Source organism: Pseudomonas sp. P4_B4, from assembly GCF_056402255.1.
Genome location: NZ_JBFUHS010000004.1, coordinates 19,855 through 41,376, shown reverse-complemented (window position 1 = coordinate 41,376; position 21,522 = coordinate 19,855). Strand labels below are relative to the sequence as shown.

23 protein-coding genes are annotated in these 21,522 nt (G+C 62.3%); 22 read left to right on the top strand and 1 reads right to left on the bottom strand.

The features are described from left to right. Positions 1-43: 43 nt before the first annotated feature. A complete protein-coding gene (gene selO, locus AC1DVE_RS06535) occupies positions 44-1,507 on the top strand; it encodes a protein adenylyltransferase SelO (protein ID WP_223532277.1) in 1,464 nt (487 codons plus the stop codon). Positions 1,508-1,580: 73 nt separating this feature from the next. Beyond that, a complete protein-coding gene (gene trxC, locus AC1DVE_RS06530; RefSeq protein WP_223457718.1) occupies positions 1,581-2,015 on the top strand; it encodes a thioredoxin TrxC in 435 nt (144 codons plus the stop codon). A gap of 121 nt (positions 2,016-2,136) precedes the next feature. Here trxC and AC1DVE_RS06525 read toward each other — a convergent pair whose 3' ends face one another. Further along, positions 2,137-2,907: a ParA family protein gene (locus tag AC1DVE_RS06525; protein WP_008016979.1), complete on the bottom strand. Its 771-nt coding sequence runs from the start codon at positions 2,905-2,907 to the stop codon at positions 2,137-2,139. 356 nt (positions 2,908-3,263) lie between these two features. Here AC1DVE_RS06525 and AC1DVE_RS06520 point away from each other — a divergent pair, with 356 nt between their 5' ends. From AC1DVE_RS06520 to AC1DVE_RS06425, 20 genes are read left to right on the top strand one after another with little or no spacing between them, the layout of a single operon-like run. Beyond that, on the top strand, positions 3,264-3,989 hold the full coding sequence (locus AC1DVE_RS06520; protein WP_223457716.1) for a beta-ketoacyl synthase chain length factor: 726 nt from the start codon (positions 3,264-3,266) through the stop codon (positions 3,987-3,989). Beyond that, positions 3,965-4,774 (top strand): lysophospholipid acyltransferase family protein, encoded by an 810-nt coding sequence (locus tag AC1DVE_RS06515; protein WP_223457712.1) that lies wholly within the window; start codon positions 3,965-3,967, stop codon positions 4,772-4,774. Before AC1DVE_RS06520 ends, AC1DVE_RS06515 begins: the two co-directional genes overlap by 25 nt. After that, complete coding sequence (locus tag AC1DVE_RS06510) at positions 4,755-5,015, top strand: phosphopantetheine-binding protein (RefSeq protein ID WP_008047930.1); 261 nt, start codon at positions 4,755-4,757, stop codon at positions 5,013-5,015. Before AC1DVE_RS06515 ends, AC1DVE_RS06510 begins: the two co-directional genes overlap by 20 nt. Positions 5,016-5,024: 9 nt before the next feature. Continuing rightward, positions 5,025-5,279 carry an acyl carrier protein gene (locus tag AC1DVE_RS06505; RefSeq protein ID WP_007992314.1) on the top strand — a complete coding sequence of 85 codons (255 nt, stop codon included), beginning with the start codon at positions 5,025-5,027 and terminating at the stop codon, positions 5,277-5,279. After that, the gene (locus AC1DVE_RS06500; RefSeq protein WP_223457709.1) at positions 5,276-5,821 is read left to right on the top strand and encodes a COG4648 family protein; all 546 of its coding nucleotides are present in this window, start codon (positions 5,276-5,278) and stop codon (positions 5,819-5,821) included. Before AC1DVE_RS06505 ends, AC1DVE_RS06500 begins: the two co-directional genes overlap by 4 nt. Further along, positions 5,818-7,497: an acyl-CoA synthetase family protein gene (locus AC1DVE_RS06495; RefSeq protein ID WP_223457707.1), complete on the top strand. Its 1,680-nt coding sequence runs from the start codon at positions 5,818-5,820 to the stop codon at positions 7,495-7,497. The genes AC1DVE_RS06500 and AC1DVE_RS06495 overlap by 4 nt, the downstream gene beginning before the upstream one ends. Continuing rightward, a complete protein-coding gene (locus tag AC1DVE_RS06490) occupies positions 7,490-8,224 on the top strand; it encodes a glycosyltransferase family 2 protein (RefSeq protein ID WP_223457705.1) in 735 nt (244 codons plus the stop codon). The genes AC1DVE_RS06495 and AC1DVE_RS06490 overlap by 8 nt, the downstream gene beginning before the upstream one ends. Next, positions 8,221-9,162, top strand: coding sequence for an LpxL/LpxP family acyltransferase (locus AC1DVE_RS06485; RefSeq protein WP_223457703.1), 942 nt, complete (start codon positions 8,221-8,223; stop codon positions 9,160-9,162). The genes AC1DVE_RS06490 and AC1DVE_RS06485 overlap by 4 nt, the downstream gene beginning before the upstream one ends. Then, on the top strand, positions 9,143-10,687 hold the full coding sequence (locus AC1DVE_RS06480; protein WP_223542827.1) for an HAL/PAL/TAL family ammonia-lyase: 1,545 nt from the start codon (positions 9,143-9,145) through the stop codon (positions 10,685-10,687). The genes AC1DVE_RS06485 and AC1DVE_RS06480 overlap by 20 nt, the downstream gene beginning before the upstream one ends. Then, on the top strand, positions 10,680-11,105 hold the full coding sequence (locus tag AC1DVE_RS06475; RefSeq protein WP_223457699.1) for an acyl-CoA thioesterase: 426 nt from the start codon (positions 10,680-10,682) through the stop codon (positions 11,103-11,105). Before AC1DVE_RS06480 ends, AC1DVE_RS06475 begins: the two co-directional genes overlap by 8 nt. Next, positions 11,102-11,806 carry an outer membrane lipoprotein carrier protein LolA gene (locus AC1DVE_RS06470; protein ID WP_477783852.1) on the top strand — a complete coding sequence of 235 codons (705 nt, stop codon included), beginning with the start codon at positions 11,102-11,104 and terminating at the stop codon, positions 11,804-11,806. Before AC1DVE_RS06475 ends, AC1DVE_RS06470 begins: the two co-directional genes overlap by 4 nt. Beyond that, on the top strand, positions 11,790-14,129 hold the full coding sequence (locus AC1DVE_RS06465) for an MMPL family transporter (RefSeq protein WP_477783851.1): 2,340 nt from the start codon (positions 11,790-11,792) through the stop codon (positions 14,127-14,129). The genes AC1DVE_RS06470 and AC1DVE_RS06465 overlap by 17 nt, the downstream gene beginning before the upstream one ends. Further along, on the top strand, positions 14,129-15,286 hold the full coding sequence (locus AC1DVE_RS06460; RefSeq protein ID WP_477783867.1) for a sodium:proton antiporter: 1,158 nt from the start codon (positions 14,129-14,131) through the stop codon (positions 15,284-15,286). The genes AC1DVE_RS06465 and AC1DVE_RS06460 overlap by 1 nt, the downstream gene beginning before the upstream one ends. Next, positions 15,273-16,520: an NAD(P)/FAD-dependent oxidoreductase gene (locus tag AC1DVE_RS06455; protein ID WP_223457694.1), complete on the top strand. Its 1,248-nt coding sequence runs from the start codon at positions 15,273-15,275 to the stop codon at positions 16,518-16,520. The genes AC1DVE_RS06460 and AC1DVE_RS06455 overlap by 14 nt, the downstream gene beginning before the upstream one ends. Beyond that, positions 16,517-17,242 (top strand): class I SAM-dependent methyltransferase, encoded by a 726-nt coding sequence (locus tag AC1DVE_RS06450; RefSeq protein ID WP_223457692.1) that lies wholly within the window; start codon positions 16,517-16,519, stop codon positions 17,240-17,242. Before AC1DVE_RS06455 ends, AC1DVE_RS06450 begins: the two co-directional genes overlap by 4 nt. Then, positions 17,242-17,772 carry a hypothetical protein gene (locus tag AC1DVE_RS06445; protein ID WP_223457690.1) on the top strand — a complete coding sequence of 177 codons (531 nt, stop codon included), beginning with the start codon at positions 17,242-17,244 and terminating at the stop codon, positions 17,770-17,772. Before AC1DVE_RS06450 ends, AC1DVE_RS06445 begins: the two co-directional genes overlap by 1 nt. Beyond that, the gene (locus AC1DVE_RS06440) at positions 17,769-18,965 is read left to right on the top strand and encodes a beta-ketoacyl-[acyl-carrier-protein] synthase family protein (protein ID WP_223457688.1); all 1,197 of its coding nucleotides are present in this window, start codon (positions 17,769-17,771) and stop codon (positions 18,963-18,965) included. The genes AC1DVE_RS06445 and AC1DVE_RS06440 overlap by 4 nt, the downstream gene beginning before the upstream one ends. Then, positions 18,962-19,420 (top strand): hotdog family protein, encoded by a 459-nt coding sequence (locus tag AC1DVE_RS06435; RefSeq protein WP_223457687.1) that lies wholly within the window; start codon positions 18,962-18,964, stop codon positions 19,418-19,420. The genes AC1DVE_RS06440 and AC1DVE_RS06435 overlap by 4 nt, the downstream gene beginning before the upstream one ends. Continuing rightward, on the top strand, positions 19,420-20,148 hold the full coding sequence (fabG, locus tag AC1DVE_RS06430) for a 3-oxoacyl-ACP reductase FabG (protein ID WP_223532283.1): 729 nt from the start codon (positions 19,420-19,422) through the stop codon (positions 20,146-20,148). The genes AC1DVE_RS06435 and fabG overlap by 1 nt, the downstream gene beginning before the upstream one ends. Beyond that, entirely contained in the window at positions 20,148-21,374 is a 1,227-nt protein-coding gene (locus tag AC1DVE_RS06425) for a beta-ketoacyl-ACP synthase (RefSeq protein ID WP_477783850.1), read from the top strand. The genes fabG and AC1DVE_RS06425 overlap by 1 nt, the downstream gene beginning before the upstream one ends. Positions 21,375-21,522: the final 148 nt, after the last annotated feature.

Genomic DNA, 21,522 nt, shown 5'->3' with positions numbered 1-21,522 from the left:
CATTCCCCAGCAGAATGCTCGGACATTCTGCTGGAGCCGGCCCTTGAAAGCCCTCGACGAACTCACTTTCGATAACCGCTTCGACCGTTTGGGCGATGCGTTTTCCGCCCATGTGCTACCCGAGCCCATCGATAATCCGCGCCTGGTCGTGGCCAGCCCCGCCGCCATGGCGCTGCTGGACCTCGACCCGGTCGTGGCCGAAACCCCGGAGTTCGCCGAACTGTTCAGCGGCCACAAGCTCTGGGCCGACGCGATCCCAAGGGCGATGGTCTATTCCGGGCATCAGTTCGGTTCCTACAACCCGCAACTGGGCGACGGTCGCGGCCTGTTGCTCGGCGAGGTGTACAACGAAGCCGGCGAACATTGGGACTTGCACCTCAAGGGCGCCGGCCAGACGCCGTTTTCACGCATGGGCGATGGCCGGGCGGTACTGCGCTCGTCGATCCGCGAATTTCTCGCCTCCGAAGCCCTGAATGCCCTGAATATCCCGACCACCCGCGCCCTGTGCGTGATTGGCTCCGACACCCCGGTGTGGCGCGAAAAGCAGGAGCGCGCGGCCATGGTCCTGCGCCTGGCGCCGAGCCATGTGCGCTTCGGGCACTTCGAATATTTCTACTACACCAAGCGCCCCGAGCAGCAGAAAGAGCTGGGTGATCACGTGCTGGCCATGCACTTCCCGCAGTGCCTGGAACAACCGGAGCCGTACCTGGCGATGTTCCGCGAAGTGGTGGAGCGCAATGCCGAACTGATCGCCAAATGGCAGGCCTATGGCTTCTGCCACGGGGTGATGAACACCGACAACATGTCGATCCTGGGCATCACCTTCGATTTCGGCCCGTTCGCCTTCCTCGACGACTTCGACGCCAACTTCATCTGCAATCACTCCGACGACCAGGGCCGCTACTCCTTCAGCAATCAGGTGCCGATTGGCCAGTGGAACCTCAGCGCCCTGGCCCAGGCCCTGACGCCGTTCATCAGCGTCGAAGCCCTGCGCGAAACCCTCGGCCTGTACCTGCCGCTGTTCCAGGCCCATTACCTGGACCTGATGCGCCGCCGCCTCGGCCTGACCACCGCGGAGGATGACGACCAGAAACTGCTGGAGAACCTGCTGCAACTGATGCAAAACAGCGGCGTCGACTACAGCCTGTTTTTCCGCCGATTGGGTGATGAAGCGCCGGAACAGGCCATCACCCGCTTGCGTGACGACTTTGTCGACCTCAAGGGCTTTGATGCCTGGGGCGAGCTCTACGTCGCCCGGGTGGCCCGTGAAGGCGCACTGGATCAAGAGCAGCGCCGCCAGCGGATGCACGCGGCCAACCCGCTGTACATCCTGCGCAACTACCTGGCGCAAAAGGCCATCGAGGCGGCGCAGAGCGGCGACTATTCGGAAGTCCGTCGGCTGCACGCTGTGTTGAGCAACCCGTTCGAGGAACAACCGGGGATGGAAAGCTATGCCGAGCAACCACCAGAATGGGGCAAGCATCTGGAGATCAGTTGTTCGTCGTGAGGCACTGCACAATTGAAAATCTGGAGGTCAGTCTCCATATTAGGATCACTCGCTTTCGACTGGACGACTTGTCATGACCGACCCACTCCTCATCCCCTGCCCCCATTGCAACGGCCTCAACCGCATTCCCGCCGAGCGCCTCAACGACCACCCGAAATGCGGGCGCTGCAAGGCCGAAGTCCTGCTGAGCAAACCGTTTGAATTGAAGCAAGGTGACTATGCCAGCCAGATCAAGGGCGATCTGCCGCTGCTGGTGGACGTGTGGGCGGACTGGTGCGGGCCGTGCAAGTCGTTTGCACCGGTGTTCGAGCAAGCGGCCGGCCAACTGGCGGGCAAGTGTCGGCTGGCCAAGCTGGACAGCGAGGCGAACCAGCAGTTGTCGGCGCAATTGGGGATTCGCTCGATTCCGAGCCTGATCCTGTTCAAGAACGGCCGGGAAGTCGCACGGCAGAGCGGGGCTTTCCCGCTACCGCAACTGATGAGCTGGTTGCGTAGTCAGGGGATGTAGGAGCGAGCTTGCTCCGGGCGGCGATCCGACGAAGGCGGACTGACATTCAAGAAAGATGTCGCCTGATACACCGCTTTCGCGAGCAAGCTCGCTCCTACAGAGTTATGTGCAGTCAATAAAATCAGGCGTTTTCCAGCAGGTTGTGCAGCTCTACGAACTGCTGGGTCAGCTTGTGCCGCGGGTCGAGATGGATCAGCGGCGTATTGGCCTGGTGGGATTCGCGCATGCGTACCGAGCTGGCCAGGTACACCGGCAACACCGGCAGGCCTTCGGCGATCAGTTCATCGAGAATTTGCTGGGGCAGGCTGGCGCGGGCCTGGAACTGGTTGACGACGATGCCTTCGACTTCCAGGCCTTCGTTATGGTCGTCCTTCAACTCTTCGATTTCCGCCATCAGGCCGTACAGTGCCTGGCGTGAAAAACTGTCGCAATCGAAGGGGATCAATACACGATCGGCGGCAATCAACGCTGAAACCGCATAGAAATTCAGCGCTGGCGGGGTATCGAGGTAAATCCGGTCGTAGTCTTCGCTCAGCTCTTCAAGCAACTTACGCAGCTTGTTGATCTTGTGTTTGGCCTCAAGCTTTGGCTGCAAGTCCGCCAGCTCGGCGGTGGCGGTAATGACATGGAGGTTATCGAACGGGGTTTCGTAGATGTCGACCTGATTCTTTTTGGAGAACGGCCCGGAAGACAGCGTCTGCTTGAAGAAATCGGCGATGCCCATCGGGATGTCGTTACCAGTGAGCCCCGTCAGGTACTGAGTGGAGTTGGCCTGGGCATCGAGATCCACCAACAAGGTGCGAAAACCCTCGCTGGCACTGACCGCCGCCAGATTGCAGGCAATGCTGGATTTGCCAACGCCACCTTTCTGATTGAACACCACGCGCCGCATGTCAAAACCTCCGTGTACCAAAGAATGACCGAGTGTAGTGGTCCACCGCGTTGCTTCGCTACCTTGTCGGCAAATGGACTACACAGTCAGTTGCCTTCTCTTGCTTGAAAAACCCTGAACGGCTCGGTGATTCAACGCCAGAACCGACAGACGGAGTCATAATTCTGTGAATAATTACCAATCGTTCAATTTTTGCGAGCCAGCCGCTTCAGCTTGCTGAGCAAAATGTAACCAGCATTTGCTACACGTTCCCGGCACCGGGATAATGCGCCCCACTCGGCGCCAAACGCCACGCAGGGTAAGTTCCGGCTCTCGGCCACTCCCCCGCGTCAAGTAAGCCCGTGAGGGTGGGATGAATGTCTGTGATCAACTTCAACATCGCCCAATGGCGCGCCTGGGCCCCCGGGCTTGATAGCGTGACCGATTGGCAGGCCTGGTGCCGACAACCGGTCGTGCTGCCGGACAGCGATGCCGCTCCCGACGTTTCCTTTCTGCCGGCCATGCAGCGTCGGCGACTCAGCCGTCTGGCGCGGATGGCCTTCAGTGTCGGCTGGCCATTGGCCGAAGGTCGGCAGGATCTGCCATTGGTCTTTGTTTCCCGTCACGGCGAAACGCCCCGCACGGTCGACATTCTCAGTGATCTGGCCGCCGATCAGCCGCTGTCGCCGACCCAGTTCAGCTTGTCCGTGCATAACGCGATCATTGGCTTGTGGTCGATCATGCGAGGTGAAACCAGCGAAATGACGGCCCTGGCTGCCGCAGGCGATGGCCTGGAACATGGCATGCTGGAAGCTGCCGCGCTGCTGGCTGAAGGTGCTCGCGCGGTACTGCTGGTGGTCACCGAAGAGCAGCCGCCCGAGGCTTACTCAACCTGGATCGACGACGTGCCGTTCCCTTATGCCGTCGGCCTGCTGATTACCCCTGGCACCGACTGGCAGTTGTCCCTGAACAGCTCCTCGGATGCGTTGTCCAAATCCCGCTGGCCCCACGCGCTGAATCTGTTGTGTGCGCTGCTCGGCCAGCAAACCACCTGCCAACATGCCTGGAAAAATCGTGTATGGACCTGGCAACGCAACCCGTGACCGAGAAAAACCGCGACGCCTATTACTGGCGCTTGCTGGCCACCGCCGCGAGCTTTGCCCTGTTCGGGCTGGGCGGGCTGTGCCTGCGCCTGGTGATTTTCCCCGTGCTGAACTGCCTGCCGGGCGACGCCCGGACCCATCGGCTGCGGGCCCGGCAAACGGTCAGCCGCTGTTTCTGGATTTTTGTGCGTTTCATGGCCCGTACCGGGGTGCTGACCTACAACATTGAAGGCGCGGAAAAACTCGGTCGTCCGGGACAAATGATCATTGCCAATCACCCGTCGCTGATCGATGTGGTGTTTCTGATCGGCCTGGTGCGTCACGCCAACTGCGTGGTCAAGCAAAGCCTCTGGGAAAACCCTTTCACCCGCGGACCGCTGGGCTGCACCGAATACATCAGCAACGACGGCAGCATGGACATGCTCGACGCCGCTGCCGACGCGCTGAAAGACGGCCAGACCCTGATCATTTTCCCCGAAGGTACGCGCACCCAACCCGGCCAGCCGCCGGCCTTTCATCGGGGCGGCGCGGCAATCGCCCTGCGTGGTGCGAAAATCCTCACCCCGGTCATTATCAAGGTCAGCCCGACCACATTGACCAAGGCCGAACCCTGGTATCGCATCCCCAAGCGGCGCGTGCACTTCAGTTTCCGGGTCGGGGCCGATATAGACCCACAGACCTTCGCCACGCAGGGGCCGGCTCCGCAGGCCTCGCGCAAGCTCAACGAATATCTACATTCTTACTTTATTAAGGAGCTCGCCGAAGATGAGCGATCTGCACCGTGATATCAAAATGCTTATCATCGACGCCCTTGGCCTGGAAGACATCAGTGCCGACGACATCGGCAATGACCAGACCCTGTTCGGCGAAGGCCTGGGCCTGGACTCGGTGGACGCCCTGGAACTGGGCCTGGCGATCCAGAAAAAGTACGGCATCAAAATCGACGCCGATGCCAAGGACACACGTAATCACTTCAGTAACGTGGCGAGCCTTGCGGCGTTCGTCACCGCAAAACAGGCAGCTTGAGACCGGACCATGCAAACTCGTGACGACATTTTCAACACCCTGCGCGATGCCTTGGTCGAGCTCTTCGAACTGGACCCGGAGCGTGTGAGCCTGGAATCCAACCTGTATCAGGACCTGGAAATCGACAGCATCGACGCGGTCGACCTGATTGATCACATCAAACGTCAGACCGGCAAGAAAATCGCCGCCGAAGAATTCAAATCGGTGCGTACCGTCAGTGACGTGGTCGAGGCGGTCTACCGTCTGGTTCAACCGGCCGCATGAATCGACTGATTGGCCTCGGCCTGCTGCTGGTGGGCCTTTTGTATCCCTTTGCGGTGTATTTCGGCATGGAGCATTTCGCCCCGTGGCAGTTCGGGCTGCTGCTGGGCGGACTGTGGCTGGCCCGGGCGCTGACCGGCAAACGACGGCCTGGCAGCCTGTGGATGGCCACGGTGGCCATTGTGTTCTGTCTGTTGCTGGCGCTATTCGACAGCCCGGCGCTGCTGCGCTGGTATCCGGTGTTGATCAGCAGCTTCATGCTGGTGCTGTTCGGATCGAGCCTGACATTCGGCCCACCGATCGTTGAACGCCTGGCCCGGGTACGCGAGCCGCAATTGCCGGCCGAGGGCATTCGCTATACCCGTCAGGTAACCATCGCCTGGAGCGTTTTTTTTCTATGCAACGGTTTGTGTGCCGCCGTCCTTACCCTCTGGGCACCGCTGAGCTGGTGGACGCTGTACACCGGCCTGATTTCCTACGGATTGATAGGCCTGATGTTTGCCATTGAATGGCTCATACGACTTAGGGTACGAGGCCACCCATGAATTGGATAAAACTTGAGCTCCTGCTGCTCAAGGCCCAGGTGGAGCGTGCCGTAACGACTGCTCCGGCACTGGATCACGCCCGACTGTGCGAACAGGCACTGCGCCTGGCCGCCGGCCTGCAAGCCCGGGGTGTCCGGCAGATGGCCGTGCACCTTGAGGATGCCGCCGACCTGGCGATTGCCCTGCTCGGCGCCTGGCGTGCCGGGGTCAGCGTGCTGCTGCCGTCCGACCTGCAACCGCAGACCCGCCAACGCTGGTCAGTTGAAGTTGATCTGTGGCTGAGCGATCAGCCCGACGATGCGCACCTTGGCGACCTCCAACAGCCGCCGCTCAGTGCCGCCGCGCTGGACCTGGATAACTGCCGACTCAGCCTGTGCACATCCGGCTCCAGTGGCGAACCCAAGCGCATCGAAAAAAACCTGCGCCAACTGGCCAATGAAGTCGAAGCCCTGGAACAGCTGTGGGGCGCCGACCTGGGCCCGGCATGCATCATTGGCAGCGTCGCCACCCAGCACATCTACGGTCTGCTGTTTCGGGTGCTGTGGCCGCTGTGCGCCGGGCGCCCGTTCGTACGTCGGCAGTTGGCCTTTCCGGAAGACCTGCAACGCGCCAGCCGCGAGTACCCGGCTTTCGCCTGGGTGGCCAGCCCGGCGCTGCTCAAGCGCATGAGCGACAACCTCGACTGGCCGGCCTTGAGTTCTGTACGCCGGGTGTTTTCCTCCGGCGGCGCATTGCCGGTCGAGGCCGCACAGAACCTGCATGAGCGTCTGGGGCAATGGCCAACGGAAATCTTCGGCAGTTCGGAAACCGGCGGCATCGCCTGGCGTCAGGGCGCGGAACTCTGGCAACCCTTTGCCGATGTCACGCTGACCCAAGACAGTGAGGGCGCCCTGCTGATCGCTTCGCCGTATTTGCCCAATGGCCATGTCGAACACACTGCCGATTCAGCACGCATCGCCGTCGATGGCCGCTTCGAATTGCTTGGGCGACTCGACCGGATCGTCAAACTGGAAGAAAAACGCATCTCGCTGCCGATGCTGGAACAGGCGCTGACAGCCCATGAATGGGTCGTCGAAGCGCGGCTCGGCGTCGTTCAGGAAAACCGCGCCTCCCTGGGGGCGTTGTTGGTGCTGAGCGAGGCCGGTTTGCATGTGCTGCGCAATCAGGGCCGACGCAGCCTCACCGAGCAATTGCGCCAGCAACTGAGCCAACACTGCGAAGCGCTGGCCCTGCCGAGACGCTGGCGCCTGCTGCGACAACTGCCGCTGAACACTCAGGGCAAACTGCCCCAGGCCGACGTCGACGCCCTGCTGTTGGCGCCGCGTCCAAAAGCGCCCGAGGTGCTGGAGCAAGTCGAAAGCAATGGCGAGTGGAGCCTGCAACTGGCCGTGCCACCGGACCTGGCCTATTTCAGCGGGCATTTCCCCAAGGCGCCGGTGTTGCCTGGCGTGGTGCAGGTGGACTGGGCGCTGAGCCTGGGCCAGCAACTGATGAACCTGCCAAAAAAATTCGCCGGCATGGAAGTCTTGAAGTTCCAGCAACTGGTGCGCCCGGGAGATGAAATCCAGCTGCACCTGCGCTTCGATCCGGCGCGCGGCAAATTGTATTTCGCCTATCGCAACGAAACCGCCACCTGCTCAAGCGGGCGGGTCTTGCTGGAGGCGGCGCATGCATAGCCCCTGCGCCATCGTCCCGGTGTACAACCATGAAACTGCCATCACCACGGTGGTCGATGCGCTGATCGCCAGCCATCTGCCGTGCATCCTGGTGGACGATGCCAGCAGCCCGCGCTGCGCCCGGGTGCTGGATCGCCTGGCCCAACGTGACATGGTTTACCTGATCCGCCTCGCCGAAAACCAGGGCAAGGGTGGCGCGGTCATGACCGGCTTGCGCGAAGCTTCGCGCCTGGGTTTCAGCCATGCCTTGCAGGTGGATGCCGATGGCCAGCACGACTTGCAGGACGTCAAACGCTTCATCGAACAATCGCGCCGCTACCCACAATCGGTGATTTGCGGTTATCCGCAATACGACGCCAGCGTGCCGAAGGGCCGTTTGTATGCGCGCTACCTGACTCACGTCATGGTCTGGATCAACACCCTGTCGTTGCAGATTCGCGACTCCATGTGCGGTTTCCGGGTTTACCCATTGCCGCCAGTCCTGGCATTGATCGAATCAGCGAAAATCGGCAAGCGCATGGACTTCGACTCGGACATTCTGGTGCGCCTGGCCTGGCGCAATCAGCCGATGCAATGGCTGCAAACCAAGGTCCACTATCCATTGGACGGCGTTTCGCATTTTCGGATGTTCCACGACAACGTCCTGATTTCCAGCATGCACACGCGACTGTTCTTCGGCATGTTACTGCGTGCGCCAGTGATCCTCTGGCGACGGTGGCGGGCATGAGCGCAGACAAGCAGCATTGGGCCGACCGCGAAGAACGGGGCAGTTTCTGGCTGATGAAGCTCACCGCGTTCGGCGCCAAAGTGCTGGGCCGTCGGGTACTGAGCCCAGTGTTGTATGGCATCGTGCTGTACTTTTTCCTGTTCGGCCGCAGCGCTCGACACAGTGCCTGGCAATACCAGCAACGCCTGACCGAATGGAGCGGTCGCAGCGAATTGCGCCCGAGCCATTGGCGGGTGTTCGGCCAGTTCATGGCCTTCGCCGATTCCATGCTCGACAAACTCGACGTCTGGAACGGCAAGCTGAGCATCGAACAAATCGAAATCATCGACCCGGCGCTGCTGCGTGACCAGTTGCGCGGTGCCCGTGGGCAGATGCTGGTGGGCGCACACCTGGGTAATCTGGAAGTCTGCCGCGCACTGGCGGAGATCGGCGAGAAGGTCACGATGAACGTGCTGGTGCACACCAAGCACGCCGAACAGTTCAACCGTTTGCTGGGCGAAGCCGGGGCGACCAATTTGCGCCTGATCCAGGTCAGCGAACTGGACCCCGGGATCATGTTGCAACTGAGTGAACGCCTGGAGCGCGGCGAGTGGCTGGCGATTGCCGGCGACCGCGTGCCGCTGCATGGCGGACGTTGCGCGACCGTGGACTTCCTCGGTCATCCGGCCAGGTTCCCCCAGGGCCCGTGGCTGCTGGCCGGCCTACTGAAATGCCCGGTCAACCTGCTGCTGTGCCTGAAAAAGCCCGACGGCGACTATCGACTGAGCATTGAACCCTTCGCTGACGCAATCACCTGGAAGCGCAGCGACCGCGAACAGGTCATTCATCAGTGGACCTCCCGCTACGCCGAACGCTTGGGTCACTATTGCCTCGAAGCGCCCCAACAATGGTTCAACTTTTACCCTTTCTGGAAGACCGATGACGACGCCAACGCTTGAGCCGGTAACCTTCGGCGAACACCCTTTGCGCATTGAAGACGTGCTGGCACTGGCCAACCGCAAGGTGCCGACGCAGTTGCAAAGCGATCCCGCCTACCGCGAGCGCATCGCCAAGGGCGCGCGTTTTCTGGACTCTCTGCTGGACAAGGAAGGCGTGATCTACGGCGTGACCACCGGTTACGGCGATTCCTGCGTGGTCGCGGTGCCGCTGCATCACGTCGAGGCGCTGCCCCGTCACCTGTACACCTTCCACGGCTGCGGCCTGGGCAAACTGCTCGACGCCCAGGCCACCCGCGCGGTGCTGGCGGCGCGTTTGCAGTCGTTGTGCCACGGTGTGTCCGGAGTGCGCGTGGAGCTGCTGGAGCGCCTGCAGGCGTTCCTTGAACACGACATCCTGCCGCTGATTCCGGAAGAAGGTTCGGTGGGCGCCAGTGGTGACCTGACGCCGCTTTCGTACGTTGCCGCCACACTGTCCGGCGAACGCGAGGTGATGTTCCGCGGCGAGCGCCGGCAGGCTGCCGATGTGCACCGCGAACTCGGCTGGCAGCCACTGGTGTTGCGTCCGAAAGAAGCCCTGGCATTGATGAACGGCACCGCTGTGATGACCGGTCTGGCTTGCCTGGCGTACGCACGCGCCGATTACCTGCTGCATCTGGCCACGCGCATCACCGCGCTGAACGTGGTCGCCCTGCAAGGCAACCCGGAGCACTTCGACGAGCGCCTGTTCGCCGCCAAGCCACACCCGGGGCAGATGCAGGTCGCCGCGTGGTTGCGCCAGGATCTGGCCATTGACGCGCCGACCGCGCCGCTGCATCGCCTGCAAGACCGCTATTCCCTGCGCTGCGCGCCCCATGTGCTGGGCGTGCTGGCCGACAGCCTGAACTGGCTGCGCTCGTTCATCGAAATCGAGCTCAACAGCGCCAACGACAACCCGATCATCGACGCCGAAGCCGAGCGCGTGCTGCACGGCGGGCACTTCTATGGCGGCCACATCGCGTTCGCCATGGACAGCCTGAAAAACCTCGTGGCCAACGTCGCCGACCTGCTGGATCGGCAACTCGCGCTGCTGGTGGACGAGCGCTACAACCATGGCTTGCCGAGCAATCTGTCGGGCGCCACGGCCGACCGCGCCATGCTCAACCACGGCTTCAAGGCGGTGCAGATCGGCACCAGCGCCTGGACCGCCGAAGCGCTGAAAAACACCATGCCGGCCAGCGTTTTCTCGCGCTCCACCGAATGCCACAACCAGGACAAAGTCAGCATGGGCACCATCGCCGCCCGGGACGCGATCCGCGTGCTGGAACTCACCGAACAGGTGGCGGCCGCCACGCTGCTGGCGGCCAATCAGGGCGTCTGGCTGCGCGGCCAGGCCGAAGATGCACGACCACTGCCACCCGCCTTGGCCGCCATGCATGAAGCCTTGGCCAAGGACTTCCCACCGGTCATCGAAGACCGCGCGCTGGAAGGCGAATTGCGCCTGTGCCTGCAACGCATCGCCGAACAACACTGGAGGCTGCATGCGTAGCAAGGGATTTCTCTACACCGACACGGAAATCGTCGTACCGTTCTTTGATGTCGACAGCATGCACGTGGTCTGGCACGGCCATTACGTCAAATACCTGGAAGTCGCCCGCTGTGCGCTGCTGGACAAGATCGGCCACAACTACACCGCGATGAACGAATCCGGCTATGCATGGCCGGTGATCGACCTGCAATTGCGCTACGTGCGCGGTGCGGTGTTCGGCCAGACACTCAACGTGCGTGCCAACCTGGTGGAGTGGGAGAACCGCTTGAAGATCAACTACCTGATCAGCGACCTGCAAACCGGTGAGCGGTTGACCCGGGCCCTGTCGGTACAGGTGGCCGTCGACATCGCCAGCCGCGAGATGCAACTGGCCTCGCCGACAGTGTTCACCGACGCCGTAGAGAGAGCTCTGCGATGATTTTCTGCCCCTCCCGCTCCCCTGTAGGAGCGAGCTTGCTCGCGATGGTCGTTAACGATGACACTGGGCACCTGACAGTCCGCGGCGCCCTCAGGTTTTTCGCGAGCAAGCTCGCTCCTACAGTGTTCTGCGTGCTACTGGGCATTCCTGGACTGGCCCATGCCTTCGACCTGCAACAACTCAGCGATCAACTGGCTCGGCCCGAGGTGATCCACGGCAGTTTCATCCAGGAAAAACACCTGCGCGCCCTGCCCCAGCCGTTGACCAGCAAGGGCACGTTCGTGCTGGCAAAGAACCACGGCCTGTTGTGGCTGCTGAAAACGCCACTGCAACAGGACTATCGCATCACCACCAAAGGCATTGCCCGGCGTGACGGCATTGTCTGGCAAATGCTGCCGGGCAAAAGCGCCGGTGCCGAGCAGAACCGTTTATTCCTCGCCGTGCTGCAAGGCGACAGCAGTGGCCTGCAACGGGATTTCGAGCTGTCCCTGAGCGGCGATGCGCAGAACTGGAAGCTCACGCTGCTGCCGCGCTCGATGCTGCTCAAGCAGGTGTTCAACCAGATCAACATTACCGGCGCAGAACTGGTGCACAGCATCGAACTGCTCGAAACCCAGGGCGACAGTACGTTGTTGCGCATGCAGGACAGCACCAGCGCCCAACCATTGAGCGACGCGGAGCAACATGACTTTGCCGAGTGAACGGTGGTTGCCACGGCTGTTTCTGCTCCTGCTGCTGGCAGTACTGGCGCTCGCCGGTTGGCAATGGCGTGACGCCGCGCCGCTGTCGGCCAACCTGATGGATCTGGTGCCCGGCACGGCGCCCGATGCCCTGGAACTGCGCGCCGAACAACGCATGCAAGAACCGTTGAACCGCGAAATGCTGGTGCTGGTCGGCCACACCGATCGCCAGCAGGCCGTCGCCATGGCGCAGACACTCGGCGAGCAATGGCAGGCCAGCGGCTTGTTCGAAAAGGTCCAGTGGACCCTGCAAGCCGACTTGCCGGCGCTGCGCACGCAGTTGCTGCAAGGTCGCCTGGCGATGCTCCAGGCAGCGGACCGACAACTGCTGATCGAGCACCCCGACACCTTTATCCAGCAACGGGTGCAGGCGTTGTTCGACCCGTTCAACGGCTATAGCCTGGTGCCCAGCCAGGACGACTGGCTGGGCCTGACCGGGCGCATACAGAACAGCCAGCCGCAACGCGGTTCGGTACAACTGGACATCGGCAGCGGCGCCCTGGTCGCCGATGCCGATGGCAAGAGCTGGGTGCTGCTGCGCGCGCGCACCACCGGCAACGCCTTCGACATGAACCTGCCGCTGCAAGTGGCCGACCTGCTCGAGCACAGCCGCGAAGAAGCCACCCGGCACGACGTGCAACTGCTCGCCGCCAGCGGCCTGTTGTACGCAGCCAGCGGGCAACAGCAGGCTGCCCGGGAGATGACCTGGGTCGGTGGCGGTGCCACCGTCGGGATTTTGCTGTTGCTGCTATTGGCCTTCCGGCGCTGGCGCGTCTTGCTGGCCTTCGTGCCGGTGCTGGTCGGGATGCTCTTCGGTGCGGTGGCCTGCGTAGCGTTGTTCGGCCATATGCACGTGATGACCCTGGTGCTGGGTTCGAGCCTGATCGGTGTTGCCGTCGATTACCCGTTGCACTACCTGTCCAAGAGTTGGAGCCTAAAACCCTGGCACAGCTGGCCTGCCCTGCGCATGACCTTGCCCGGATTGACCCTGAGCCTGATCACCAGCGGCATCGGTTATCTGGCCCTGGCCTGGACACCCTTCCCGGCACTGACCCAGATTGCCGCATTCTCTGCCGCCGGTTTGCTCGGCGCCTATCTGTCCGCCGTGTGCCTGTTGCCGGCATTGCTCAAGGGCGTAGACCTGCGCCCGGCGCAGTGGCCATTGCGCATTTGCGAGTTATTGCTGGACTGTCGTGAAGCGCTGCTCAAACAGCTGAAAACGCCAGTCTTGCTGGCACTGCTGATTGCCTTTTGCGTCGGCGGCCTGTTGCAGCTGAGCAGCAAAAACGACATCCGCCAGTGGATCAGCGCGCCGCAACAATTGACCGACGAAGCCCGGACCATTGCCCGGATCACCGGCTATCAGCCCACCAGCCAGTTCTTCCTGATACGCGCCGCCAATCAGCAGCAGTTGCTCGAACGCCAAACCGCCTTGAGAGAGCGACTGGATCAATTGATTGGCCTGGAAAAGCTCCAGGGTTATCTGTCGCTCAATCAACTGGTCAGCCCGCCGAACGAACAGCAACAGGTGCGCGAGGCGTTGAACAAACTGCCTTCGTTCTGGCAACCATTGCTCGACATCGGCGTACCGGCCGAGGCGCTGCAAGCCGAGCTGACGAAGCTACAGGCATTGCCGACCGTGGACATCGACGCAGCGCTCAGCGGCCCGTTGGCAGAACCCTACCGGCCTCTGTGGCTGGGGCCGACCGATGACGGCGTCGCGGCGATGGTCAGCCTGCAAGGCATCAACAACCCGGCCCTGCTGCGGCTCCAGGGTGAGGATTTACCCGGCGTGACACTGGTGGATCGACTGGGTGAATTGAACAACGTCTTCGCGGCCACCCAAATCAGTGCCGCGGAACTGAAACTCGCCTCCTGCGTGTTGATCGTGCTGGTGCTGATCCTGCCATTCGGCCTCGGCGGCGCATTGCGTATCGTGTCCCTGCCCCTGCTGGCGGCGTTGTGCAGCCTGGCCAGCCTCGGCTGGCTGGGGCAGCCATTGACCCTGTTCAGCCTGTTCGGCCTGCTGCTGGTGACGGCGATCAGCGTCGATTACGCGATCCTGATGCGCGAACAGGTCGGCGGCGCAGCCGTGAGCCTGCTGGGTACTTTGCTGGCGGCGTTGACCACCTGGCTGTCGTTCGGCCTGCTGGCGGTGTCGAGCACCCCGGCGGTGAGCAACTTCGGACTGTCGGTGAGCCTGGGCCTGATCTTCAGCTTCCTGCTCGCGCCCTGGGCCGGTCGCCAGGTGCATGAGCCCACGGCCGTGGAGCGGGCAACATGATGGTCGTTCTGTTCTGGGTGATGGCGCTGGTGTTGTTTGCCTTTGCGACCCGCGTCGGCCGCCATTTCGGCCTGATTCCCATCGTCAGCCAGTTGTTGCTGGCGACCCTCGGCTTGCCGCTGTTGATGTATTTCTGGATCGAGCCCCATTGGCAATTGAGCGGTGCGCTGCTGGTGTCGCCAGGCTGGCTGAAGAACCTCTACAGCCTGAGCTTTGCCCTGCTGCTGGGCTACATCCTCAGCGATGTGATCGACCTGCAACTGGATCGCCAAAGCCTGAAAATCGCCCTGCCCAGCTTTTGCATTCCGTTTGCCTGCGGCCTGGCCACGGCGATCTGGTTATTGCCGCCGCAACCGTGGATCAGCTCGCTGGCCGTCGGCCTGTTGTTCGCCATCACCGCGATTCCGGTGTTGTACCTGTACCTGCGGCACATCGATTACCCACCCGCCGCCACCCGGCGACTGGTGCAAACTGCGATCCTCATCGACCTCTCCTGCTGGACGCTATTCGGCATCGCCCAGGGCAGTCTGCACTTGAGCAGCCTGTTGCTGCCCCTGGCCGGTGCGTGCCTGCCGGTGCTGCTGCGGTTGCTCGGCTTGCGCCAGACATGGCTTTACAGCCTGTGCTTTTTCGCCCTGCTGGTCGTCGCTGAACACTACAAGCTCAATGCGCTGATTTTCGGCATCGGCTATGTGTTGATCATGGCCGCGCTGAAAGCACCACTGCTCCTGCCGCTGCCAGCCGTGTGGATGAGCCGTTTGCAGACGTACATCGCCATCCCGCTGATCCTCACGTTCGGCATCGTGCAGATCAACGTGCACAGCGCGATGGACAGCCTCGGCTGGGTGCAACTGCTCGCCCTGCTGCTGTTGCCGATGCTGAGCAAACTGCTGGGTAACTGGCTCGGCCTCGGCTGGGCCGGGGCCTCGTTCCAAGGCGCCAGCCGCTGGCGGGAAAGTGTGCTGCTGAACATCCGCGGCTTGAGCGAGATCGTTTTTCTCAACCTGCTGCTGCAACAGCAACTCATCAGCCCGCCGCTGTACTTTGGCCTGATGCTCATGGGCCTGATCGCTACACTGCTACCAGCCCTGACCGGCATGCACCGAATCCCCCTGAAAGCCGCTGTCCCGGCAAGGAGCCCCCATGCCAACCGTTGAAATGGAATGTCGTCAGGTCGTGGTCATCGGCGCCGGTCCATCCGGTGCCATCGCCGCCGCGCTGCTCAAGCGCAAGGGACACGATGTGCTGGTGATCGAGCGTCAGCATTTCCCACGGTTTTCCATCGGTGAAAGCCTGTTGGCCCATTGCCTGGACTTCGTCGAAGAAGCGGGCATGCTCGACGCCGTCAACGCCGCCGGCTTCCAGCTGAAAACCGGTGCCGCGTTTGCCTGGGGCGAGCGCTACAGCGCGTTCGATTTCGGCGAGACGTTCAGCCACGGCAAATCGACGACGTATCAGGTCCAGCGCGCCGATTTCGATAAGCTGCTGGCCGATCAGGCCACGCTGCAAGGCGTGGAGATCCGCTATGGCGAAACCATCGTCAGCGTCGACATTGCCCCCGGAAAACCGCAGCTCGGCGTGCGCCGCGAGGACGGTAGCGAGTATCGCGTCGAAGCCGATTTCCTGCTCGATGCCAGTGGTTATGGGCGCGTGCTGCCGCGCTTGCTCGACCTCGAGGCGCCGTCGAACTTCCCGGTGCGTCAGGCCGTGTTCACTCACGTCGAAGACTGTATCGACCTCCCGACCTTCGACCGCAGCAAGATCCTCGTGACCACTCATCCGACCCAGCGCGACGTATGGTTCTGGACCATCCCGTTCAGCAACGGGCGCTGCTCGGTCGGCGTGGTCGCCACAGAGGAACGTTTCGCCGGCCGCAGCGACAATCTGGATGAGTGCCTGCGCAGCTTTATCGCCGAGACGCCAAGCCTGGCTGGCGTGTTGCTAAATGCGCAGTGGGACACCGAGGCCCGAACCATCGGCGGTTACTCGGCCAACGTCAAAACCCTGCACGGTCCGGGCTTCGCGCTGCTGGGCAATGCCGCGGAATTCCTCGACCCGGTGTTTTCCTCCGGCGTGACCATCGCCATGCGTTCGGCGAGCATGGCCGCCGGGGTTTTGCACCGTCAGCTGCAAGGCGAAGCCGTCGACTGGCAAACCGAGTTCGCCGAACCGCTCAAGCGCGGCGTCGACACATTCCGTTGCTATGTCGAAGGCTGGTACGCCGGGACCTTCCAGGATGTGATTTTCCATGAGAGCAGTTCACCGGAAATCCGCGGGATGATCAGCTCCATTCTTGCCGGATATGCCTGGGACCCAAGCAACCCGTTCGTCAGCGAAGCCAGGCGCCGGTTGAAGGCGATATCCGAATTCTGTGCAAGGGATGCGTCATGAACTACTTGAGCGACAAGTACGTCGAAGAGACCCGTTTCGGGTTGTGGTTCCTGCGCAGCCAGATCTGGCAACACTATGTGCTGCGGTTGGCGATCGACGATTTGCGCAACCTGTTCAGCGAAGCGCTACCGGTTAGCCCGGTGCTGCTGGATGCCGGTTGCGGCCAGGGCAAGTCATTCGCGCTGCTGCGCCAGGCCTTTGCGCCCGGTCGTCTAATTGGCATCGATGCTGATCCCCAGAGCCTTAACCAGAGCCGCGCAGAAGCGGCCCTACAGGGCATGGAAGTGGAGTTGATCGGCGGCGACTGCGCCAGCCTCGACCTGCCGGACGCCAGTATCGACCTGCTGTTCTGTCACCAGACCTTCCATCATCTGGTGGAGCAGGAACAGGCACTGGCCGAGTTCTACCGCGTGCTCAAACCCGGTGGTTATCTGCTGTTCGCCGAATCCACCGAGGCTTACATTGATACCTGGGTGATCCGCTGGTTGTTCCGCCACCCGATGCACGTGCAGAAAAGCGCTGCGCAGTACCTGCAAATGATTGGCCAGCAGGGCTTCGAATTTACCGCGCAAAACGTGTCTTATCCGTACCTGTGGTGGAGTCGCGCCAAGGATTTCGGCCTGCTCGAACACTTGGGTGTGTGCAAGCCAAAACCCTTTGGCCAACGGGAAGAAACCCTGGTCAATGTGGTGGCGCGCAAACCTTTTGAAGGAACTGTGTGATGTTCATTGCCAGCCGCTTGAAACACCAAGCCTGTGGGGGAAACGGTGCTATGCGATATCTGTTGATCGCCGCAACCCTGCTGCTGAGCGCCTGCGCCGGCCGGGCGCCGCTGCCCGAGCACAATCCGGATCTGCCGCTGCCGCTGCAATTGCACATCCAGCGCGGGCAGGCTGACGAACGCGAGGACTGGGTGCTGGTGATCCAGCGTGAAGAGGCGGGTATCCGCTGGTCGATGATGGACCTGTTGGGCATTCCCCAGGCCCGCCAGAAATTGGTCGATAAAACCTGGGAGTCCGATGGTTTACTACCGCCCAATCCGCGAGCCCGGGAGCTGTTCGCGGCGCTGCTGTTTGCGCTGACGCCGCAAGATGAACTGGCGGCCAATTATCCCGGCGCCTGGCAGCACGGCAGGCAACGGTACCTGCCCGAGCGCTGGGACATCCACTACGCACAACCGCAGAATTTTGAATTGAAGCTACCGCATGGTCCGGCCTATCAAGTCACCCCCCTGAGCGGTGAAACGCCATGACCGCTTACCTCAATGCCCTCGGATTGGTCTGCGCGCTGGGCCGCGACAAGCAGGAGGTTGCCCGCAACCTGTTTGCCGGCGACTGCGGCGGCATGCGCGAGCAAGCCGGGTGGGTGCCGCAACGCACGCTGCCGGTCGGTGCGGTCCAGGGCAAACTGGCATCCATTCCAGCCGAGATGTCGCGCCATCACAGTCGCAACAATCAGTTGTTGCTCGAAGCCACGCTGCAAATCCGCCCGCAGATCGACAGCGCGATCCAGACCTACGGCCGTGACCGCATCGGTGTCGTGCTGGGCACCAGCACCTCGGGCATCGACGAGGCCAGCCAGGGCCTGGCGCATTACCTGCGCGAAAAACAGTTCCCTGCCGAGTACGACTATCAGCAACAGGAACTCGGGGCACCGGCGAACTTCCTCGCCGAGTGGCTGCAATTGAGCGGGCCGGCCTATGTCATTTCCACGGCCTGCACCTCCAGTGCCCGGGCCTTGATGAGCGCCCAGCGCCTGTTGGACCTGGGCATTTGCGACGCGGTGCTGTGTGGTGGTGTCGACACCTTGTGCAAGCTGACCCTCAACGGTTTCTCGGCGCTGGAAGCGGTCTCGGAACAACGCTGCAATCCGTTTTCGGTGAACCGCAATGGCATCAACATTGGCGAAGCGGCGGTGCTGTTCCTGATGACCAAACGTGCAGGCGACAACCAACCGATTGCCTTGCTCGGCAGCGGCGCCAGTTCCGATGCGCATCACATATCCGCCCCGGAGCCGACCGGGCGTGGCGCCCTGCAAGCCATGCGCAAAGCCTTGGGCCGCGCCAACCTGCAACCGGAGCAGATCGCTTATCTGAACCTGCACGGCACCGCCACCCAACACAACGACGCCATGGAAAGCCAGGCCGTGGCGACACTGTTCCCGGCCGGCGTGCCCAGTTCGTCGAGCAAACCCATGACCGGCCACACCCTCGGTGCCGCCGGGGCGCTGGAAGCGGCGTTCTGCTGGTTGAGCCTGAGCGCCGACAACCTCGGGCATGCCCTGCCGCCCCACGTCTGGGACGGACAGCCCGATCCCGAATTGCCGCCGCTGCAATGGGTGACCCCGGCCACTCGCCTGACGTCCATTGCACCCCGCTACCTGATGAGCAATTCCTTTGCCTTCGGTGGTAACAACGTCAGCCTGATTATCGGAGACGCCCCATGATTGACTGGCCGATCGCCGAACTGCTGCCCCACGCTGGCGACATGATCCTTATCGATCAGATCCTGGCGTTCGATGAAGAGCAGATTCACACGCGCCTGACCGTCAAGCCCGATGGCCTGTTCAATCTCCCCGACGGCAGCCTGCCGGCCTGGGTCGGCATCGAACTGATGGCCCAGAGCGTGGCCGCCTTCGCCGGTTGCCATGCGCGCCAGCGCGGTGATGCGGTGGAGTTGGGCTTCCTGCTCGGCAGCCGAAAATTCGAATGCAACGTCGAAAGTTTTCCGGCCGGCACCGAGTTGACCATCCACGGGATTCGCTCCCTGGAAGACGATAACGGCATGGGCGTGTTCGAGTGCCACATCAACGCCCCCGGGATCCATGTTACCGCTCGTCTGAACGTATTCCGCCCACCCCAGGCCGCTCAATATCTCCATGAACCCGAAGGAGTCCAGTGATGACTGAATCCGTACTGGTCACCGGTTCCAGCCGTGGCATCGGCCGCGCCATCGCCTTGCGCCTGGCCCAGGCCGGGCACGACATCGTGTTGCATTGTCGCAGCGGCCTGGCGGACGCCGAAGCTGTCAGGGCCGAAGTCGAGGCCTTGGGCCGTCGTGCGCGCATCCTGCAGTTCGACGTGTCCGACCGCGCCCGTTGCAAAGAAATTCTCGAAGCCGACGTGGAAATCCACGGCGCCTATTACGGCGTGGTGCTCAATGCCGGCCTGACCCGCGACGGAGCCTTTCCGGCCCTCAGCGAGGAGGATTGGGATGTGGTGATGCGCACCAATCTCGACGGTTTCTACAACGTGCTGCACCCGGTGATGATGCCGATGATCCGTCGCCGCGCCGCCGGGCGGATTGTCTGCATCACCTCGGTATCCGGGTTGATCGGCAACCGTGGCCAGGTCAACTACAGCGCCTCCAAGGCCGGGTTGATCGGCGCGGCCAAGGCATTGGCGATCGAGCTGGGCAAGCGCAAAATCACCGTTAACTGTGTCGCACCCGGCCTGATCGACACAGCCATGCTCGACGAAAACGTGCCGGTGGAAGAACTGATGAAAATGATCCCCGCACAACGCATGGGCACCCCTGAAGAGGTGGCCGGCGCGGTGAATTTCCTGATGTCGGCGGAAGCCTCGTACATCACCCGGCAGGTTCTGGCCGTCAACGGAGGCCTGTGCTGATGAAGCGCGTCGTCGTCACCGGCATGGCCGGCATTACCTCACTGGGCAGCGACTGGGAGACCATCGCCGGCAACTTCGCGGCCAACCGCAGCGGCATCCGCCGGATGGACGAGTGGGATCGTTTTACCGAGCTCAACACGCGCCTGGCTGGCCCCATCGATGACTTCAAGGTGCCGAGCCACTGGACCCGCAAGCAACTGCGCAGCATGGGCCGGGTTTCACGGCTGGCTGTGGGTGCGGCGGAGATGGCATTGGCCGACGCCGGCCTGTTGGGCGACGAGTCGATCAAGGACGGGCGCATGGGCGTCGCCTGCGGCTCCTCCACCGGCAGCACCGACGAGATCAAGGCGTTCGGCAACATGCTGCTCAACTCGGTGGCCGAAGGCCTGAACGCCAACTCATACGTGCGCATGATGCCGCACACTACGGCAGCCAATATCAGCATCTTCTTCGGCCTCACCGGTCGCCTGATCCCGACGTCCAGCGCCTGCACCAGCGGCAGCCAGGGCATCGGCTATGCCTACGAGGCGATCAAGTTCGGGCGCCTGCCACTGATGCTCGCCGGCGGTGCCGAGGAACTGTGCCCGACCGAAGCCATGGTCTTCGACGCGCTCTACGCCACCAGCCTGAAAAACGACACCCCACAACGCAGCCCGCGCCCTTACGACTCCGCACGCGACGGCCTGGTGATCGGCGAAGGCGGCGGCATGCTGGTGCTCGAAGAACTGGAACACGCCCTGGCCCGTGGCGCGCGCATCCATGCCGAGATCGTCGGTTTCGGCAGCAACGCCGACGGCCAGCACACCACCCGTCCCGAACAAATCACCATGCGCCGGGCCATGGAACTGGCCCTGGAAGACGCCGGGCTGAAACCTTCGGACATCGGCTACGTCAACGGTCACGGCACCGCCACCGAACAGGGCGACATCGCCGAAACCCTGGCCACCAGCAGCCTGTTCGGCGAACACATGCCGATCAGCTCGCAGAAAAGCTTCCTCGGCCACACCCTCGGCGCCTGCGGTGCGCTGGAGTCGTGGTTCAGCATTGAAATGATGAACCGCGACCTGTACGCCCACACCTTCAACCTCGACGAAGTCGACCCGCACTGCGGCAAGCTCGACTACCTGCGCGGCGAGTTTCGGCAGATGAGCAACCAGTACGTGATGAACAATAATTTTGCGTTTGGCGGGGTGAATACTTCGCTGATTTTCAAGCGCTGGTCTTGAGCCCTACGCGATAAATGTGGCGAGGGGGCTTGCCCCCGTTGGGCTGCGAAGCAGCCCCCTTTGAGGTCGCTGCGCGCTGGAGCGCCAGCCCGACCCCGCAAGAGCAAGCTCCCTCGCCACAAACATTGTCCCGCAAAGAAATGACATA

What these genes read in the sequence shown, in the direction of transcription:
- AC1DVE_RS06460 (WP_477783867.1), top strand. Translation starts at nt 14,129, where the DNA reads ATGGTCGTTCTGTTCTGGGTGATGGCGCTGGTGTTGTTTGCCTTTGCG.
- fabG (WP_223532283.1), top strand. Translation starts at nt 19,420, where the DNA reads ATGACTGAATCCGTACTGGTCACCGGTTCCAGCCGTGGCATCGGCCGC.
- trxC (WP_223457718.1), top strand. Translation starts at nt 1,581, where the DNA reads ATGACCGACCCACTCCTCATCCCCTGCCCCCATTGCAACGGCCTCAAC.
- AC1DVE_RS06480 (WP_223542827.1), top strand. Translation starts at nt 9,143, where the DNA reads ATGACGACGCCAACGCTTGAGCCGGTAACCTTCGGCGAACACCCTTTG.
- AC1DVE_RS06520 (WP_223457716.1), top strand. Translation starts at nt 3,264, where the DNA reads ATGTCTGTGATCAACTTCAACATCGCCCAATGGCGCGCCTGGGCCCCC.
- AC1DVE_RS06440 (WP_223457688.1), top strand. Translation starts at nt 17,769, where the DNA reads ATGACCGCTTACCTCAATGCCCTCGGATTGGTCTGCGCGCTGGGCCGC.
- AC1DVE_RS06475 (WP_223457699.1), top strand. Translation starts at nt 10,680, where the DNA reads ATGCGTAGCAAGGGATTTCTCTACACCGACACGGAAATCGTCGTACCG.
- AC1DVE_RS06465 (WP_477783851.1), top strand. Translation starts at nt 11,790, where the DNA reads ATGACTTTGCCGAGTGAACGGTGGTTGCCACGGCTGTTTCTGCTCCTG.
- AC1DVE_RS06450 (WP_223457692.1), top strand. Translation starts at nt 16,517, where the DNA reads ATGAACTACTTGAGCGACAAGTACGTCGAAGAGACCCGTTTCGGGTTG.
- AC1DVE_RS06455 (WP_223457694.1), top strand. Translation starts at nt 15,273, where the DNA reads ATGCCAACCGTTGAAATGGAATGTCGTCAGGTCGTGGTCATCGGCGCC.
- AC1DVE_RS06515 (WP_223457712.1), top strand. Translation starts at nt 3,965, where the DNA reads ATGGACCTGGCAACGCAACCCGTGACCGAGAAAAACCGCGACGCCTAT.
- AC1DVE_RS06425 (WP_477783850.1), top strand. Translation starts at nt 20,148, where the DNA reads ATGAAGCGCGTCGTCGTCACCGGCATGGCCGGCATTACCTCACTGGGC.
- AC1DVE_RS06525 (WP_008016979.1), bottom strand. Translation starts at nt 2,907, where the DNA reads ATGCGGCGCGTGGTGTTCAATCAGAAAGGTGGCGTTGGCAAATCCAGC.
- AC1DVE_RS06470 (WP_477783852.1), top strand. Translation starts at nt 11,102, where the DNA reads ATGATTTTCTGCCCCTCCCGCTCCCCTGTAGGAGCGAGCTTGCTCGCG.
- AC1DVE_RS06510 (WP_008047930.1), top strand. Translation starts at nt 4,755, where the DNA reads ATGAGCGATCTGCACCGTGATATCAAAATGCTTATCATCGACGCCCTT.
- AC1DVE_RS06485 (WP_223457703.1), top strand. Translation starts at nt 8,221, where the DNA reads ATGAGCGCAGACAAGCAGCATTGGGCCGACCGCGAAGAACGGGGCAGT.
- AC1DVE_RS06495 (WP_223457707.1), top strand. Translation starts at nt 5,818, where the DNA reads ATGAATTGGATAAAACTTGAGCTCCTGCTGCTCAAGGCCCAGGTGGAG.
- AC1DVE_RS06490 (WP_223457705.1), top strand. Translation starts at nt 7,490, where the DNA reads ATGCATAGCCCCTGCGCCATCGTCCCGGTGTACAACCATGAAACTGCC.
- AC1DVE_RS06445 (WP_223457690.1), top strand. Translation starts at nt 17,242, where the DNA reads ATGTTCATTGCCAGCCGCTTGAAACACCAAGCCTGTGGGGGAAACGGT.
- AC1DVE_RS06505 (WP_007992314.1), top strand. Translation starts at nt 5,025, where the DNA reads ATGCAAACTCGTGACGACATTTTCAACACCCTGCGCGATGCCTTGGTC.
- AC1DVE_RS06435 (WP_223457687.1), top strand. Translation starts at nt 18,962, where the DNA reads ATGATTGACTGGCCGATCGCCGAACTGCTGCCCCACGCTGGCGACATG.
- AC1DVE_RS06500 (WP_223457709.1), top strand. Translation starts at nt 5,276, where the DNA reads ATGAATCGACTGATTGGCCTCGGCCTGCTGCTGGTGGGCCTTTTGTAT.